Annotated in this window: 18 protein-coding genes; 14 read left to right on the forward strand and 4 right to left on the reverse strand. The window is 71.4% G+C overall.

Going from position 1 to position 16257, the window contains the following annotated elements:
• Positions 1-2 precede the first annotated feature (2 nt).
• The 3 genes from GPA03_RS22470 to GPA03_RS12645 are packed head-to-tail and all read left to right on the forward strand — an operon-like array spanning position 3 to position 1919.
• Positions 3-263, forward strand: coding sequence for a hypothetical protein (locus GPA03_RS22470; protein ID WP_162458360.1), 261 nt, complete (start codon positions 3-5; stop codon positions 261-263).
• Positions 235-402, forward strand: coding sequence for a DUF3117 domain-containing protein (locus GPA03_RS12640; RefSeq protein ID WP_156252357.1), 168 nt, complete (start codon positions 235-237; stop codon positions 400-402). The genes GPA03_RS22470 and GPA03_RS12640 overlap by 29 nt, the downstream gene beginning before the upstream one ends.
• Entirely contained in the window at positions 402-1919 is a 1518-nt protein-coding gene (locus GPA03_RS12645) for a leucyl aminopeptidase family protein (protein WP_156252358.1), read from the forward strand. The genes GPA03_RS12640 and GPA03_RS12645 overlap by 1 nt, the downstream gene beginning before the upstream one ends.
• 75 nt (positions 1920-1994) lie before the next feature.
• Here the strand turns inward: GPA03_RS12645 and GPA03_RS12650 are convergent, their stop codons facing one another.
• Entirely contained in the window at positions 1995-2978 is a 984-nt protein-coding gene (locus GPA03_RS12650) for a type IV toxin-antitoxin system AbiEi family antitoxin domain-containing protein (protein WP_156252359.1), read from the reverse strand.
• Positions 2979-3249: 271 nt separating this feature from the next.
• On the opposite strand from GPA03_RS12650, the gene GPA03_RS12655 reads away from it, so the two are divergent.
• The 7 genes from GPA03_RS12655 to GPA03_RS12685 are packed head-to-tail and all read left to right on the forward strand — an operon-like array spanning position 3250 to position 9985.
• Positions 3250-4593 (forward strand): ABC transporter substrate-binding protein, encoded by a 1344-nt coding sequence (locus GPA03_RS12655; protein ID WP_156252360.1) that lies wholly within the window; start codon positions 3250-3252, stop codon positions 4591-4593.
• Positions 4590-5555 (forward strand): carbohydrate ABC transporter permease, encoded by a 966-nt coding sequence (locus tag GPA03_RS12660; RefSeq protein WP_156252361.1) that lies wholly within the window; start codon positions 4590-4592, stop codon positions 5553-5555. The genes GPA03_RS12655 and GPA03_RS12660 overlap by 4 nt, the downstream gene beginning before the upstream one ends.
• 1 nt (position 5556) lies before the next feature.
• Positions 5557-6453 carry a carbohydrate ABC transporter permease gene (locus GPA03_RS12665; protein ID WP_156252362.1) on the forward strand — a complete coding sequence of 299 codons (897 nt, stop codon included), beginning with the start codon at positions 5557-5559 and terminating at the stop codon, positions 6451-6453.
• A 50-nt stretch (positions 6454-6503) separates the two neighbouring features.
• Positions 6504-7280 (forward strand): IclR family transcriptional regulator, encoded by a 777-nt coding sequence (locus tag GPA03_RS12670; protein WP_162458361.1) that lies wholly within the window; start codon positions 6504-6506, stop codon positions 7278-7280.
• 23 nt (positions 7281-7303) lie between these two features.
• Positions 7304-8404 carry a mandelate racemase/muconate lactonizing enzyme family protein gene (locus tag GPA03_RS12675; RefSeq protein ID WP_241681279.1) on the forward strand — a complete coding sequence of 367 codons (1101 nt, stop codon included), beginning with the start codon at positions 7304-7306 and terminating at the stop codon, positions 8402-8404.
• A 10-nt stretch (positions 8405-8414) separates the two neighbouring features.
• A complete protein-coding gene (gene kduI / locus GPA03_RS12680) occupies positions 8415-9233 on the forward strand; it encodes a 5-dehydro-4-deoxy-D-glucuronate isomerase (RefSeq protein WP_156252365.1) in 819 nt (272 codons plus the stop codon).
• The gene (locus GPA03_RS12685) at positions 9230-9985 is read left to right on the forward strand and encodes an SDR family oxidoreductase (protein ID WP_156252366.1); all 756 of its coding nucleotides are present in this window, start codon (positions 9230-9232) and stop codon (positions 9983-9985) included. Before kduI ends, GPA03_RS12685 begins: the two co-directional genes overlap by 4 nt.
• Before the next feature lie 169 nt (positions 9986-10154).
• Here the strand turns inward: GPA03_RS12685 and GPA03_RS12690 are convergent, their stop codons facing one another.
• The gene (locus GPA03_RS12690) at positions 10155-10694 is read right to left on the reverse strand and encodes an O-methyltransferase (RefSeq protein WP_338325734.1); all 540 of its coding nucleotides are present in this window, start codon (positions 10692-10694) and stop codon (positions 10155-10157) included.
• A 269-nt stretch (positions 10695-10963) separates the two neighbouring features.
• On the opposite strand from GPA03_RS12690, the gene sigE reads away from it, so the two are divergent.
• From sigE to GPA03_RS12710, 4 genes are all read left to right on the forward strand, one after another.
• Positions 10964-11575, forward strand: a complete 612-nt coding sequence (gene sigE / locus GPA03_RS12695) for an RNA polymerase sigma factor SigE (RefSeq protein ID WP_156252368.1) — start codon at positions 10964-10966, stop codon at positions 11573-11575.
• Complete coding sequence (locus tag GPA03_RS12700) at positions 11572-12339, forward strand: zf-HC2 domain-containing protein (protein WP_156252369.1); 768 nt, start codon at positions 11572-11574, stop codon at positions 12337-12339. Before sigE ends, GPA03_RS12700 begins: the two co-directional genes overlap by 4 nt.
• A gap of 291 nt (positions 12340-12630) precedes the next feature.
• Positions 12631-13779: a S1C family serine protease gene (locus tag GPA03_RS12705; RefSeq protein WP_162458362.1), complete on the forward strand. Its 1149-nt coding sequence runs from the start codon at positions 12631-12633 to the stop codon at positions 13777-13779.
• Between the two features lie 16 nt (positions 13780-13795).
• A complete protein-coding gene (locus GPA03_RS12710; protein WP_156252371.1) occupies positions 13796-14362 on the forward strand; it encodes a twin-arginine translocase TatA/TatE family subunit in 567 nt (188 codons plus the stop codon).
• Between the two features lie 13 nt (positions 14363-14375).
• Here GPA03_RS12710 and GPA03_RS12715 read toward each other — a convergent pair whose 3' ends face one another.
• Both GPA03_RS12715 and GPA03_RS12720 read right to left on the reverse strand, forming a co-directional pair.
• On the reverse strand, positions 14376-15194 hold the full coding sequence (locus GPA03_RS12715; RefSeq protein ID WP_156252372.1) for an ABC transporter permease: 819 nt from the start codon (positions 15192-15194) through the stop codon (positions 14376-14378).
• Positions 15191-16156 (reverse strand): ATP-binding cassette domain-containing protein, encoded by a 966-nt coding sequence (locus tag GPA03_RS12720; RefSeq protein WP_156252373.1) that lies wholly within the window; start codon positions 16154-16156, stop codon positions 15191-15193. Before GPA03_RS12720 ends, GPA03_RS12715 begins: the two co-directional genes overlap by 4 nt.
• Positions 16157-16257: the final 101 nt, after the last annotated feature.

Raw genomic sequence — 16257 nt, forward strand, 5'->3', positions numbered from 1 at the left:
CGATGAGCTGGGTGACCTGGGGCTTCGTCGGGCTCGCGATCGCCGTGCTGGCGGTCGCCGCCGCGATCTCGCGCGGGTGGATCGAGGTCACGCTGGACCCGCCGTACGAACCTCAGGTCCGCCCGGCCGACCCGACGGGTACCCGTTCTGGCATAGAATGGTCGGAGCCTGCTGCCGGGCGGTCGCATGATCGGATCGGGCAGCACCACCCAAGAACAACAGGGGAGACCGCCCATGGCCGCCATGAAGCCCAGGACCGGTGACGGACCGCTCGAGGTCACCAAGGAGGGTCGGGGCATCATCATGCGTGTGCCGCTCGAAGGCGGTGGCCGGCTCGTCGTCGAGCTGAACGCCACCGAGGCCTCCGAGCTCAGCGAGGCGCTGAGCGCCGTCGCCGGCTGATGGTTGCGGACTCGCGTCCGCGGCTCAGCTCTGTCCCGGGACCGACCTCCCGGGGCACTCTCGACGGCGCCGACGTCGTCGCACTGCTGATCGGTGCGACCGATGACGGGCTGGCCGTCCCCACCGGGCTGGATGCCGTGGTCGGTGTCGACCTCGCGGCGTTCGCCACGCAGGAGTCAGCCGGCGGTGCGGCCGCTGAGCTGACCTCCTTGTCCCTGCCGCCGATGCTCGACGGCGACGCACCCTGGGCCGGTCTGCCCGCCCGGGTGCTCCTCGCGGGCGCCGGGGACGGCCGTCCCACCGCGCTGCGCCGCACGGGCGCAGCGCTCGCGCGGGCGGCCGGGGGCAAGGACCGGCTGGTCGTCGATCTCGGCGCCTACGCCGAGGGTGTCGGGCCGCTGGTCGAAGGCTTGCTGCTGGCGTCCTACCGGCCGCCGTTCACGGGTATCGGCCCCGGTTCGGGCGCGCCGGTCGGCGAGATCGTGCTCGTCGGCGAGGTGTCGCAGGAGGCGCTCGATGCTGCTCAGGTGAGTGCGCGCGCGACGTGTCGTGCCCGCTTGCTGGCGGCCACGCCGTCGAACATCAAGAACCCGGCCTGGCTGGCCGACCAGGCGGTCGCACTCGCCCAGGAGGCCGGTGGGGCGCGTGCTGGGCTCAAGGTGACCGTGCACGACGAGCGCTGGATCGAGCGCACCGGCCTGGGCGGGCTCGCAGCGGTCGGTCGCGGGTCGGCCACGCCGCCGCGGCTCGTGGTGGTCGACTACACGCCCAAGGTCGCTGCGACGGGAGCCCCGGTGCTGCTGGTCGGCAAGGGCATCACGTACGACACCGGCGGTCTGAGCATCAAGCCCCGCGAGGCGATGGTGCCGATGAAGACAGACATGTCGGGCGCGGCGGTCGTGCTGTCGGTGGTGCTGGCGGCCGCCGAGCTACGGCTGCCGCAGCGGGTGGTGGCGCTGCTGCCGCTCGCGGAGAACGCGGTGAGCGGCTCGGCGTACCGGCCGAGCGACGTCATCCGCATGTACGACGGCTCCACGGTCGAGATCGGCAACACCGACGCCGAGGGCCGGATGGTCCTCGCCGACGCGATGGCGTGGGGGCGGGAGACGTTCTCGCCGTCGGTGCTGGTCGACGTGGCCACGCTCACCGGCGCCGCGAGCCTCGGCCTGGGCAAGCTCCACGCCGCGCTGTACGCGACGACACCGGAGCTGAGCGGTGCCCTCGTGGCTGCCGGCGACGAGGCGGGTGAGTCGCTGTGGCCGATGCCGCTGGTCGAGGAGTACCGCAGCGCCCTCGACTCGGCGATCGCCGATGTCAGCCACATCGCCACCGACCCCAAGGTCGGGGGAGGCTCCATCACCGCCGCGCTGTTCCTGCAGCGCTTCGCCGGTGACATCCCCTGGGCCCACCTCGACATCGCCGGCCCCGGCCGCTCCGACGCCGACCGTCACGAGGTCACCAAGGGCCCCACGGGCTTCTCCGCTCGCACCCTGATCAGCTGGCTCGCCGCGCGGTAGCGGGCCCACGACCTCGCCGGCGCGACAGCTCCGGGGCACCCCTCCCTGCGGAAAGCGCTTTGGGGTACCCACGGTTCATCTGGCGGACCGCGACGACCCCAAAGGTCCCGGTGCAGGGGTGCAGCGGCGACACCGCTGGAACGATCCGGGCCATCCTCGCTGGCGCAGCACCTCGGCGAGCAGTCGGGCGGTGCGACACGGTGTGTCGAAGACCAGCCCGTACGTGATGCGCAAGGTCGCCTCCCGCGAGCGGGCCAGCTCGGCTAGGTCGCGGAACGCGTCGGCGTCGGATCGTGCGCCCGCGTGGTAGCCGCGCCCATCCAGCTCGACGATGAACCGGTACTCCGGGTACGGCACGTCCTGGCTGGTGCGGTGGCCAGTTGCCGTGCTGACCCGTTGTCGATCGGCACGCGGTAGTCCATGAGCCCTCTCGACCCGATGGAGGTACTCCCGTTCGAGCACCGAGCACGCGCCGTCGCGGAGGTCGTGGAGCAGGTCACGGATGAGGGCGCGGCCAGGGAGCCGCCTGCGCACCGCGAGCGCGTCGAGCATCTGATCGGGAGTGATCCGGCGCGAGTGCGCCACCTCGGTGAGGGCGTAGAAGGCGCCCGCGACGTCGTCGGCTGCGAGCTTCTCGGACATGTGGTCGAGGATCGCGTGCTCGGGGCGGACGCGGGCCGGTGAGCGATGCCGGCTCACCCGGGCGCTCACGTCACGCGACCGGTGCAGGACCGTCCCGGGTGGCACCTTGACCTTCCGGTCGTGCTCGATGACCAGGTGCACTTGGGCCGAGGACAGCTCGGGCAGGGCAGACGCGCAGCTGAGTGCCGCTGGCCCAGCCGCGAGGACGGGCACCCACATGCGCTGCCGCGGCGTCAGCGGCCCGGTGTGGGAGACGTAGACGCCGTCGAGCACCCGGGTGAGCTCGCGCCGTCGGATCAGGCGCTTGATGTCGTGCGGTGCGGCGCCCAGTGCGAGCAGCTGCTGCCGCGCGATGACGCCATCCTGCTGGGCCAGCAGGGCCGCGACACGATCGTCGTCGAGCGAGAAGCGAGCCATGCGGCCACGATGACCTGCTCGATCCCGCGCGCGCAGGGTCGACCCGGGGGTGCTGTGGACGACGGCGCATCGGTGCGTTCCTGTGGACGACCTGGCTGCGGGGGTGTTCTGGGTCTACCACCCGGGACCCTGCGCACCCCGAAGCGCTTTCCCGAGCGGGTTGACGCGCGTACGCCGCCCATGAGTGTTGCCCTTGCGGGCAGACGTCGTGTAGCGTCTCATTCATCGAATCAGGGTCCCGATGAATGACACACGACAAGGGAGTCGTCGTATGACACTGCTTCATCCGCCGCCGTCGCGGCGCGCCTTCCTCGGCCTGGGTGCGGGCGCGCTCGGCGCCGCAGCCCTCGGGGCATGCGGTGCACCTGATCTGTCGGCCGTCGACCTGCCTGAGGTGCAGGACGTGTACGACGGGCCGCCGCTGACGCTCACGTTCTGGAACGGTCTCACCGGTGGCGATGGCGGCATCATGCGCGACCTGCTCCTGGAGTTCGGGCAGGCCCACCCCAACATCACGGTGCAGATGTTCGCCATGCCGTGGTCGTCCTTCTACCAGAAGTTCCCCGCAGCGGTGGTGAGCGGTCTGGCACCCGACCTCGGCCTGATGCAGAACTTCCACGTGGCGACGAACGCCGCGCGCGGTGTGATCGTCTCGCTCGACGAGGTGGCCGACCGCATCGGGCTGACCGAGGATCAGTTCGCGACGACGGTCTGGCGGTCCGGGATCGTCGACGACGCGCGGTACTCCATCCCGCTCGACGTCTGGCCGGACAGCCTCTTCTACAACAAGCGGGTGCTGGCCGATGCCGGGCTCGACCCCGAGGAACCGCCCCGCGATCGCGCGAGCTACGAGGCGGCGCTCGAGACCCTCGCCGCGCAGGGCATCGCCGGGCACTGGCTGCCCGCCGTCGACCCCCAGGGGGTCGGGCGCGGCTTCGACAGCCTGCAGTGGCAGATGGGCGGCGAGCTCTACGACGAGGCGGGCAGCCGGGCGCTCTTCAACGGACCCGCCGGAGTCGAGGCGCTCACCTGGCAGCTCGACCTGATCCGCGCCGGGCACAGCAAGCAGAACGTCAACGGCGGCGATGCCAACGTCGCCTTCAAGAATGATCTGAACGCGTTTCTCTGGGGCGGCCCGGGAGCTCTCATCAACGACCTCAGCTCGGTCGAGGACCTCGACTGGGGAGTCGTGCCGCTCCCTCGCATCGGCGACCGGCCCGCCTCGTTCTCCGGCTCGCACCAGTTCGTGATCATGCGACAGCGCACCTTCGACCCGGATCGGCTCGCGGCGACCTACACATTCCTGTCCTGGATCAGCGCGAACTCGATCGGCTGGGCGGGCGCGGGACCGGTGCCGGCACGGCGGGACGTCGTCGAGAGCGCGGAGTTCGCCGAGCTGCAGGCGCAGTCGGCGGTCGCCGAGGCGCTGCCCGACGTGCGCTTCTACCCCCTGGTGCCCGGCATCTTCGAGGTCCAGTCCACCATCTTGTACCCGGCGATCAGCGACGTGCTGCTCGGGCACGCGGACCCGCAGGAGGCCCTGGACGAGGCCGCCGCGCGGGCCGCGTACCTGCTCGAGGAGAACCGGCAGAAGTACGCGGAGGCGCGATCATGACAACTGCCGAGCTGGCCAGCCCCGCCGTCCGCGAGAACCAGGGACCAGAGCGCACCACGCCGCGCACGCGCTCGGCACGCCACGGCAGCCGGTACGCGCCGTACCTGTTCCTGGCCCCGTTCATGCTCATCTTCGGTGTCTTCGTGCTGGCGCCCGCCGCGTACGGCATCTGGATCAGCCTGCACAACTGGGACTTCTTCCTGCCGTCGCGACCGTGGGTCGGGCTCGGCAACTACATCGAGCTCTTCGATCCCACGGCGCTCGTGGCGGTGCAGTTCTGGGAGTCGATGCGAGCGACCGGGCTGTTCGTGCTGTTCTCCGTGCCGTTCCTCGTGGTGATCCCGCTCGGTCTCGCCCTGATGCTCAACCGCACCTTCCCCGGGCGGACGTTCTTCCGCGCGGTCTACTTCGCGCCGTACGTGCTCGGGGTCAGCGTGATCGGTGTGCTGTGGCAGTACCTGCTGAACGCGAACGCCGGCCTGATCAACTATCACCTCGCCCAACTCGGCATCGCCGAGGCGATCCCCTGGCTGACCGCCACCCCATGGGTGTGGGTCACGCTCGTGGGCGTCACCGTCTGGTGGACGCTCGGGTTCAACGCCGTCGTCTACCTCGCTGGCCTGCAGGGCATCGACAGCACGCTCTACGAGGCCGCCCGCATGGACGGCGCCGGCAAGCGGCACGAGTTCTGGCACGTCACGCTGCCGGGGCTGCGGCCGGTGCTGCTGTTCGTCGTCACCATCACGATCCTGGCGTCGGCGAACGTGTTCGGCCAGGCCTACCTGCTGACGGGTGGGGCGCCGAGCAACGAGACGAGGACCGCGATCATGTACATCGCCCAGACCGGCTTCGAGCAGTTCCGGATCGGCAAGGCGTCGGCGATGAGCTACATCCTCGCGCTGCTGCTGATCGGCGTCAGCACGCTCAACTTCCTGCTGTTCCGCCGTCAGGAGAGGAACTGACATGGCCGTCCCGACAACTGCTCCGAGGCCGGCGCCGCCGGCACGTCCGGTCGCGAGCACGGGCAGGCGGCGCAGCCGTGCGTGGGCGCGGGTGCCGTTCTACGCGGTGCTGCTCGCGCTGTCCGTCGCGTTCTTCGCACCGATCCTGTGGATGATCTCGACCTCCTTCAAGACGGCAGGGGATGCGACCGCGCTCCCGCCGCAGTGGATCCCGCCGACCTGGTCGACCGAGGGCTACCAGACCCTGCTCACCGACCCGCAGGTGCCGGTGCTGCGATGGCTGGCGAACTCGTTGCTCGCGGGAGTCGGGCACACGCTGCTGGTGCTGCTGACGGCGGCGCTGGCCGCCTACGCACTGGCGCGCATGAACTTCCGCGGCAAGAACCTGGCGTTCGCGCTCATCGTCAGCACGCTGTTCGTCCCCGGCTTCGTGTTCCTGATGCCGAACTACCTGATCGTCGACGCCCTGGACTGGCTCGACAGCGTGTGGGCGCTGATCGTCCCGAGCGCGGCGTCGGCGTTCGGTGTGTTCTTCCTGCGGCAGTTCTTCCTGTCGCTGCCGCGCGAGCTGGAAGAGGCAGCTCTCCTCGACGGCGCGAACCGCTGGCAGATCTTCCGTCGGGTGGTGGTGCCGCTGTCGCTCGCGCCGCTGTCGACCCTCGCCGTGCTGTCGTTCCTGGCCAGCTGGAACGACTTCCTGTGGCCGCTCTATGTCCTGTTCAACCCGGAGAATCTGACGCTCCCGGCGGGTCTGGCCACGCTCCGCAACGCCTACGGGACCGACTTCCCGGCCGTGATGGCGGGAGCGGTGCTCGCGAGCCTGCCGGTGCTGGTGATCTACGCCGTCGCACAGCGGTACATCATCGCCGGTGTCTCCAGGTCCGGTCTGAAGGGGTGAGCGCCATCCCTGCGGCGCCCGAGCTACCGGCATCCACGAGGATGTCGGACATGAGCCCACGCACCAGTGCTGCCGACGAGTCGACCTCCGGCACCCTCGCCCGCGGCCTGACCATCCTGGAGTTCGTCGCCGAGCAGGGCAGGGTCGGCGTGGCCGAGATCGCCACCGAGCTCGGCATCTCGCGCAGCGCTGCCTATCGCCTGGTCACCCAGCTCCGCGATCGGGGGTTCCTCTCCGAGTCCTCCGACGGCGGCGGTGTGCGGCTCGGTGGGGCCGCCGTCCGGCTGGGGCTGCAGGCGCTGGGCGGCGTGGACCTGTTCCACCTCGCTGCAGGCCGGCTGGCAGCACTGGTCGAGCAGGTCCGCGAGACGGCGTTCCTCGCGACCGTGGACTCCGACGAGGTGGTCTACGTGCTGCAGGAGGTCGGACCGAACGCCGTCACGATGACGGCGAAACCCGGCAGCCGGCGCCCGGTCTACGGCACCGCGCTCGGGAAGGCCTATCTCGCGGCGCTGCCCACCGCTGAGCGCGAGGCCGTGATCGCCGGCCTCGACCTACGCCCGGTGACCGCGTCGACCATCACGGACCTCGAGTCGCTGCGCCGCGAGCTCGACGCCACGGCAGCGCGCGGCTACGCGATCGACGACGGCGAGCTCGAGCCCGAGGTCCGCTGCATCGCTGCCGCGGTTCGCGACCACCGCGGCACGCCGATCGCCTCGGTCAGCGTGGGTGGACCGGTCGATCGGATCCTCACCAAGGAGGAGGGCATCGTCACCGCCGTCCTCGCCACCGTGGCCGCGCTCAGCCGCGACCTCGGATCGTCATGACCCACCCAGGAACGGAGTCCCGCTTGTCATCGCTCGCCGACCATCGCATCCACCAGGTCGAGCCGCTCTCGGTCCGCACCCGCTACCCGCGGGTGGTGGGCCGCAACGCAAGGCTCGGCAGCCACGGATCCGGCTTCGAGAGCACGGCGGTCCGGGTCGTGACCGACCAGGGTGCCACCGGCTGGGGGGTGGTCGAGGGGCCGCTGGCCGGCGCCGAGACCGTGGTCGGCCGCCCGCTGCTGGACGTCTTCGACCCCGCGACCGGCGTGACCGCCGCGGAGGCGCTGCCGCTCGACTTCGCCCTGCACGACCTCGCGGCGACGATCGCGGACGTACCCGTGGCCACGCTGCTGGGAGGCGCCGGCGAGCGTTCGGTCACGTGCTACTCGGGCGCGATCTACTTCGACGACCTCGACCCCGAGGACACGCCGCGCGGCATCGCCGCCGTGCTCGTGAACTGCGCGGCCGACTGGGCGGCCGGGTACCGGGCGTTCAAGCTCAAGATCGGCCGCGGCAACCGCTGGATGGAGGCCGAGGCAGGCTTCGCTCGCGACATCGAGGTGACGCGCGCGGTGCGCGAGGCGTATCCGGATGCCCGCATCCTGGTGGACGCCAACAACGGCTTCTCGCCCGCCCAGACCGTGCGGTTCCTCCAGCACGTCGCGGACTGCGACCTGTTCTGGGTGGAGGAGCCGTTCCAGGAGGAGGAGGGCGGGCTGCGGGTGCTCCGCGAGCATCTCGTGTCCTCGGGCAGCCGCACGCTCATCGCCGACGGCGAGTACCAGCCGGACGAAGCGCAGCTGCTCGAGCTCGCGTCCGCCGGCTTGATCGACGTCATGCTCATGGACGTGGTCTCGTACGGCCTGACGGCGTGGCGCCGGATCATGCCGGTCCTCGCGGATCTCGGGGTGGCTGCCTCCCCGCATGCCTGGGGCATGCCGCTGAAGACGTTGTACGCCGCGCAGATGGCCGCCGGGCTCGGCAACGTGCTCACCGTGGAGGGCGTGCCCGGCACGACGGACGCGGTCGAGGCCACGGGCTACGTCCTCGAGGACGGCGTCATCACGGTGCCCGACCAGCCGGGCTTCGCCCTCCCGATCACGACGCCCGCCAGCCTGACCTGAGGAGCTCACCATGGACATCCGACACTCGACGCACCCCGACGACGTCGCCCACCTGGACGCCGAGGCCCTCCGATGCCGTTTCCTCGTGGAGGAGCTGTTCGCCGACGGCGCCGTACGGCTGGTCCTCACCCACGACGACCGCATGGTGATCGGCGGCGCCGTCCCCGCCGGGTCACCGCTGCCGCTCGAGCCCCCGGCCGAGCTCCGCACCGAGACGTTCTGCGCCCGCCGTGAGCTGGTCGTCGTCAACGTGGCGGCCGCGGCCGGCACCGTCACCGTCGACGAGGTGGTCTACGAGCTCGGCGAGCACGACATGCTCTACGTCGGCGTGGGATCCGGCTCGGTCACGTTCGGTGGCGCCGGGCGCTTCTACCTCGTGTCGGCACCCGCAGGCGCGCGGCATCCCACCACGCCCGCGCCCGCGGCCGAGGCCGAGACGCTGCACCTCGGCGACCCCGCCGCCGCCAACGTCCGCGAGCTGCGCCGGTACGTGCACGCCGGAGGCGTCGCCTCCGAGCGCCTCGTCGTCGGTCTCACCACCCTCGCCCCGGGGAGCGTGTGGAACACCATGCCGCCGCACCTGCACGACCGCCGGACCGAGGTCTACCTCTACACCGGTCTGGAGCCCGAGGCGCGCGTCATGCACTTCTGCGGCCGCCCCTCAGACCTCCGCACGCTCGTCGTCTCGGACGGTCAGGCCGTGATCAGCCCACCGTGGTCGATGCACTCCGGCGCGGGCACCAGCGCCTACTCGTTCGTCTGGGCGATGGCCGGTGAGAACCAGTCGTTCGAGGACATGGACGCGGTCGGCGTCGCGGATCTGAGGTGAGCGACCGGTTCAGCCTCGCAGGCAAGACGGCCGTCGTCACGGGTGCCGGTTCAGGGATCGGACGGGCGATCGCCTTCGGGTACGCCGACGCCGGCGCGCACGTGATCGCGTGGGGACGCACCGCCTCGGTCGAGACCGTGGTCGCCGAGATCACGGCGGCGGGCGGGAGCGCCGAGCCGGTGGTCGCCGACCTCGCTGACCTCGAGGCGGCCGCCGAGACCGCGAGGGCGCTGGCCCGGGAGCGACAGGTGGGTGTGCTCGTCAACAACGCCGGGGTGATCCACCGGGGCGCGTCGGAGCAGGTGCCCTACGAGCGGTGGCAGGAGGTGCGGACCGTCAACCTCGATGCGGTCTGGCTGCTGAGCCAGGCCTTCGGGTCGGCCATGCTGGAGCGCGGCCAGGGGAGGATCATCACGATCGCGTCGATGCTGTCGTTCCAGGGCGGGCGGCAGGTGGCGGGCTATGCGGCGACCAAGCATGCCGTCGTCGGGCTCACCCGCGCGCTCGCGAACGAGTGGGCCGGCCGAGGCGTCGCGGTGAACGCGCTGGCGCCGGGCTACGTCGTGACGGCCAACACGGCACCGTTGCGCGCGGACGAGCAGCGCGCAGCGGAGATCAGCAGCCGGATCCCCGCGGGCCGGTGGGCGATGCCGGAGGACCTCGTCGGGCCTGCGATCTTCCTGGCGAGCGACGCCGCCTCCTACGTTCATGGCGAGGTCCTCGCCGTCGACGGCGGCTGGTTGGCGTCCTAGCGCGTCGACAGGTCGGATCTGGGGTCGTCTAGGTCCGCCATGCGGACCCGACGCACCCCACAGCGCTTTCCGCGGGTGATCCCGGTGGGGCAGGGTGGGACGGAGCGGGCGGGTCCGGCGGGCGGGTCCGGCGGGCGGGTCCGGCGGGCAGGTCCGGCGGGGCGGGAGGCTACCGCTTGACGGCGACCAGCAGCCCGCCGCCGACCGGGAGGAGGGCGGGGAGGAGCCGCTCGTCGTCGCGGATCTGCTTGCCGAGCTCGCGCATGGCCACGGTGTCCTCGTCGCGGCGCGCGGGGTCGGCGACGCGGTCGTGCCAGAGGGCGTCGTTGACGGCCAGCGCGCCGCCGCTGCGCAGCATGCGCACGGCCTGGTCGGCGTAGTCGGCGGCCTCGGCGGGGTCGCCGTCGACGTACACGAGGTCGTAGGCGCCGTCGGCGAGCCGGGGCAGCACGTCGAGCGCGCGGCCCGAGATCGTGCGGGTGCGCGTGGACTTGATGCCGGCGGCGGCGAAGGCCTCCTTGGCGGCCCGCTGGTGCTCGACCTCGACGTCGATGGTGGTGAGCACGCCGTCGGGAGCCATGCCCTCGAGCATCCACAGCGCCGATACCCCGGTGCCGGTGCCGACCTCGGCCACCGCGCGGGCGTGCAGGGCGGCGGCGAGCAGCCGCAGGGTGGCGCCGGCCCCGGCCGAGACGGCGTCGATCCCCATCTCCTCGGCACGGTCACGGGCGTCGCGAACCGTCTCGGGCTCGGTGCTGAACTCCTCGGTGTAGGCCCAGCTCTGGACCTTGTCGCTGGCGATGATGAGCCTCCCGGTGTCCGAGTCGTGCAGCTGCAGGCGGCTGGCCTGTGAAGGATGACCCTAGCGCGCGGCCGCCCGCCAGGTGCGGAGCGAGCGCCGACCCGGAACACCGGGGCGCCCTCGCACGTTCACACTCACAGGAAACACTCAGCCCGGCGACATATCGTCGGACCACGATGAACGAGGACGTGCAGGTGACCGAGCCCCAGACCGCTGATACCGCTCCGGCGGGTGCTGCGGCCTGGCAACCTCCCACGTGGGAGCAGATCGTCACGCAGCACACCGACCGCGTGTACCGGCTCGCCTACCGCCTGACCGGCAACAAGGCCGACGCCGAGGACCTCACGCAGGAGACGTTCGTGCGCGTGTTCCGGTCCCTCGACCGCTACCAGCCGGGCACCTTCGAGGGCTGGCTGCACCGCATCACCACCAACCTGTTCCTCGACGGCGCACGCCGCAGGACCCGGCTGCGTTTCGACGCGCTGGGGGAGTCGGCCGAGCGGGTCCAGGCCTCCGACCGCACCTCGCCCGAGCGCGGGTTCGAGCACGAGAACCTCGACCTCGACATCCAGGAGGCGTTGAACGCCCTGAAGCCGCAGTTCCGCGCCGCCGTGGTGCTCTGCGACATCGAGGGTCTCTCCTACGAGGAGATCGGTGCCACCCTCGGCGTCTCGACCGGCACCGTGCGTTCCCGGATCCACCGCGGTCGCGCCCAGCTCCGGGAGGCCCTAGCGCACCGCGCACCTCGTCCCAAGCCGACCTTCAGTCCGGGGATCACCGCCGTATGAACCATCTCGGTGCCCTGATCACACCGTTCGTCGACGGCGAGCTCAGCGCCGCTCGCGCCGCCGAGGCACGGGCGCACCTGAGCGACTGCTCCGAGTGCCGCCGCCTGCTCCTGATGGAACAGGCGGCGCGCCGCCGCACGCAGGCCTCGGCCCACGGTGTCCAGGCCAGTGCCGAGCTCACCGCCCGCCTGCTCGCGATGCCGACCGGCCCGGTCCCAGCGGCAGCCCCGCTCCGCTCGCGTCGTACCCCGTTCATCCTCGGCGGCGGGGTGGCGCTCGTCGGTCTGTTCGTGCTCACCCTCGTCGTGCTCGGCGCGCCACGTGCCGATCACCCCAGCGCGCTGCTGTCCGCGACCGCCGACGCCGCCGACCTCGCCACGCCGAGCACGCGCGCCGTCCCCCAGGCGGCGCTCTCCGGCTGGGCGCTGCCGGCGAACCACACGGTCCACAGCCTGGACCTCCTGGGCGAGGGCGACACCGAGACGCTCGACGTCGTGGTCGAGACCGCTGCAGGCGAGGTCCGCCTCCTCGAGCGCGTGGGATCGCTGGACGAGGAGGCCGTCGCGGGTATGCCGGCCAGCACGATCGCCGGCCGCACCGCCTACCTCGTGGAGGGGTGGTACGTGCTCGAGTCCGGGCCCTGCGTGGTAGCGGTGCTCGGCGACGATCTCGCGGTCGAGATGGTCATCGACCAGCTCCCGCTGCCGGCGCCAGACGGCGTCCTCGGCCGGGTGGTCGCCGGCTGGCACGTGCTCGTCGGCTGAGCGGCCTGGCCACCTGCACCGAGCACGGCTGATCTCGGGGAGAATGTCCTCATGACGTCCCCGCCCGACGACGCGTGGGCGCCTCTCGGAGGAGGCGCAGCTCAGGCGCATGCTGAGTCCCGTGAACCGGGACCGACGACGGCGGCCCAGCCGATACCTCCGATCTCGCCTCCCGCAACGGCCCAGCAGAGCGAGGGCGCCGCGGGCGTGGGACCGGCACCCGTGACGTCGGCACCCGTGACGTCGGGCCCCGCATCGAGCCAGCAGGCAACGAGTGCCGTGCAGCCGCCGATGGCACCTCCACCTGGTGTGGCAGCGCCGCCACGCTCCCAGCGCCGCCGCAGGGGTGTGCCCGGGCTCGTCGTCGTGCTGCTCATGGTCGTCAGCCTGCTCATCGGTGCGCTCGTCGGCCTGGTGGGGCGACCGTGGCTGTTCCCGGCCGAGTCCGGCGCCACCGGCCTGCCCACCTCGCGCAGCGACACCCGCGGGGACCCGGTGGGCGACACGTGGATCAGCGAGATCGCCGCGATCGCGCTCCCGAGCACCGTGTTCATCGAGGTCCGGAGTGACGGCGCTGGTGTCACGGGCAGCGGTTTCGTGGTGCGCGAGGACGGGTACGTCGTGACCAACCACCACGTGGTCGAGACGGCTGTCGACGGCGGCGCCGAGATCACCATCGGGTTCTCCGACGGCACTGAGGACCGGGCCGAGGTCGTCGGCAGCACACCCGACTACGATCTCGCCGTGCTCAAGATCGACCGCACCGGGCTCACCCCGCTCGTCCTGGGGGACTCGGACGGCATCGCGGTCGGGGACCCGGTGATCGCGGTCGGTGCGCCGCTCGGGCTCACGGGCTCGGTCACCTCGGGCATCGTGAGCGCCCTCAACAGACCCGTCACCGTGCGCAGCCCCGACGCCAGCGGCGCGGACCCCTCGAGCTACATCAACGCCGTGCAGACCGACGCCGCGATCAACCGCGGCAACTCCGGTGGCCCGCTGATCGACGCGAACGGCGAGGTCGTGGGTGTGAACACGGCGGTCGCCCGTGACGCCTCCTCTGGTGGCGGCAACGAGCCAGGCTTCGCGATCCCCGCCAACCAGGTCCGTCACACCGTGGAGCAGATCATCGAGACCGGGCAGGCGACCTACCCGGTGATCGGGGTGCTCCTGGACCCTGATCACGACGGGGAGGGTGTGGCCGTCGCGAGCGACGAGGTCAACGGCTCCCCGGCGGTGACCCCGGGTGGGCCGGCCGACGAGGCCGGCATCCGGCCGGGTGACGTGATCGTCGCCGTCGACGGCGATCCGGTGAGTCAGCCGACGGAGCTGATCGTGCGCGTACGGGCGCACCTGCCCGGCGACTCGGTGGTGCTGACGATCCGTACGGGCTCCGACGAGCACGACATCGAGGTCGTCCTCGGTGAGCAGGTCAGCAAGTGAGCATTAGGCTCAGCTCATGAGCGCTGAGGAGATCGGGATCATCATCCTGCTCGCGCTCGTGGTGATCGGTCCGCAGCGGCTGCCGGAGTACGCCGAGCAGCTCGCGAAGCTGGTGAAGAACGTCCGGAAGATGGCCACGGGCGCCACCGAGACGATCCGTGAGGAGCTCGGTGACGAGATCGCCGACCTCGACCTCACCAAGTTCGACCCCCGTCAGTACGACCCGCGCCGGATCGTGCGCGAGGCCCTGCTCGATGACATCATCCCGGCGACCAAGCCCGCCAAGAAGGCGACCACGACGACGGCGGCGAAGAGCAACGGCTCGACGGCAGCGAAGAAGCCCGGCGTCACGCCGAGGACCCGCACCCCCAAGCCGGTCAGCAAGAACGGGCCCACCGCCGTCGCGGGGACCGCGGCGGCCGCCACAGCGACCGCTGCCGCCGCGACGGCCACGATCGAGGACGCCCCCGTCGGGGACGCCACGATCCAGGACGCGCCCGTCGAGGATGCGCCGGTCGAGGACGCCGCGCTCGCACTGGTGCCCTCCCCGCCGCTACCGCCCTTCGACGACGAGGCGACCTGAGCCACCGCTGGCTTCACATGCGGCGCCGGTGCGCCCAGACCGCGAGCGGTGCGAGCACGGCGACGAGGATCGCGCTCCACAGCAGCGTCATCGCGACGGGGCCGGCTGCGGGGCCGCCCAGCAGCAGAGCACGGCTGGCGTCGATCGCGTGGCTGACGGGGTTGACGTCGACCCAGGCCTGCAGCCAGCCGGGCATGGTCTCGACCGGGGCTGCCATGCTCGTGCCGAACACGAGCGGGAACGGCAGCAGGAACCCGACCGTCGTGACGAGATTCTCGTCGCGGAGCACGACGGCCACCAGGACCGTGAGCCAGCCCAGCGCGAAGCCGAACACGATCGCCAGGCCCACCGCCGCCAGCGCCGAGAGGAGATCGGTCTGCACGCGGAAGCCGAGGAGATACCCGAGCGCGAACAGCACCGCGGTGGCCAGCAGATAGCGGATCGCATCGCCGACGACCGAGCCGAGCAGGGGGGAGGATCGTGCGATAGGCATGCTGCGGAAGCGATCGAAGATGCCCTTCTTCATGTCCTGCACGATGCTCAACGAGGTGGAGACCTGGCCGGTGAGGATCGTCGTCAGCATCAGCACGCCGGGGAAGATGTACTGCAGGTACTCGCGCGAGGACCCGCTGACCGCGCCGCCGAACAGGTACACGAACAGCACCAGGAAGATGATGGGCAGGATCACGGCATCGAGCACCATGCCCGGGTTGCGCCGCGTCTTGGTGAGGCTCCGGCCGGCGAGCACGAACGTGTGCCTGAGGAGCCGCGCCGGTCCGGACCGGTTGCCGGGAGGCGCTGGGAGGTTCTGGCGGGTGGTGGTGGCAGTCATGCTGCGCCCTCCGTCTCGGTGTCGTGGTGGTGCGCTCGTCGTTGTCCGGTGAGGCCGAAGAACACGTCGTCGAGACCCGGGAGCCGCAGCGCGATCTCTGCCACCCCGATCCCCGCTCTCTCGAGTGCCACGACGGTGCGCGTGAACGTGTGCTCCTCCTCGACGGCGGCGGTGATGACGCCGGTGGTGCCGCGCTCGATGAGGACCGCGTGCAGGCCGACGACGGCGCGAACCTCACCGAGCCGCTGCGGATCGCTCGGGCGGACGACGATCGTCCTGCCCCCCGCACGCTGCTTGAGCCCGGCCGGGGTGTCACGCGCGATCGCGCGGCCGTGGTCGATGACCGTGATCTCGTCGGCGAGCGCGTCGGCCTCCTCCAGGTGCTGGGTGGTCAGCAGCACGGTCGTTCCCTCGGCCGACAGCTCTCGGATGGTCGCCCACATGGTCTCCCGGCTGCCTGGGTCCAGGCCCGTGGTCGGTTCGTCGAGGAAGACGATCTGCGGCCGGCCGACGAGGCCGGCAGCCAGGTCGAGCCGGCGGCGCATGCCACCCGAGTACGTCGAGAGGTTGTCGTCGGCAGCGTGCTGCAGGTCGATCAGGTCGAGCAGGTCGGAGGCTCGCGAGCGAGCCTCGCCACGGGACAGGTCGAGCAGCCGCCCGAGCATCACGAGGTTCTCCCGCCCCGTGAGGTCCTCGTCGACGCTCGCGTACTGACCTGTCAGTCCGATGACCCGACGGGCGCGATCGGGATGGCGGACGGCGTCATGACCGTCGACCAGCACAGCGCCGGCGTCGGGCGCGAGCAGCGTGGCGAGGATGCGGAGCGCCGTCGTCTTCCCGGCGCCGTTGGGGCCCAGGATCCCCAGGATCTGGCCGCGCTCGCCGTACAGATCGAGACCGTCGAGGGCGGTCGTGCTGCCGAACCGTTTCACCACGTTCTCCAGCTCGAAGGCGTTGTCCATGTGTGACTCCCTGTTCGTCGGTGCTCTCGACGTCCGAGTCTGTGCGGCACCCAGAGGCGTGCCAATGACCTGTGAGGTAGTTGCCGATGGTGCAGCGGCAT

It is taken from the genome of Pseudactinotalea terrae, from assembly GCF_009733845.1.
Taxonomy (GTDB): Bacteria; Actinomycetota; Actinomycetes; order Actinomycetales; family Beutenbergiaceae; genus Pseudactinotalea; species Pseudactinotalea terrae.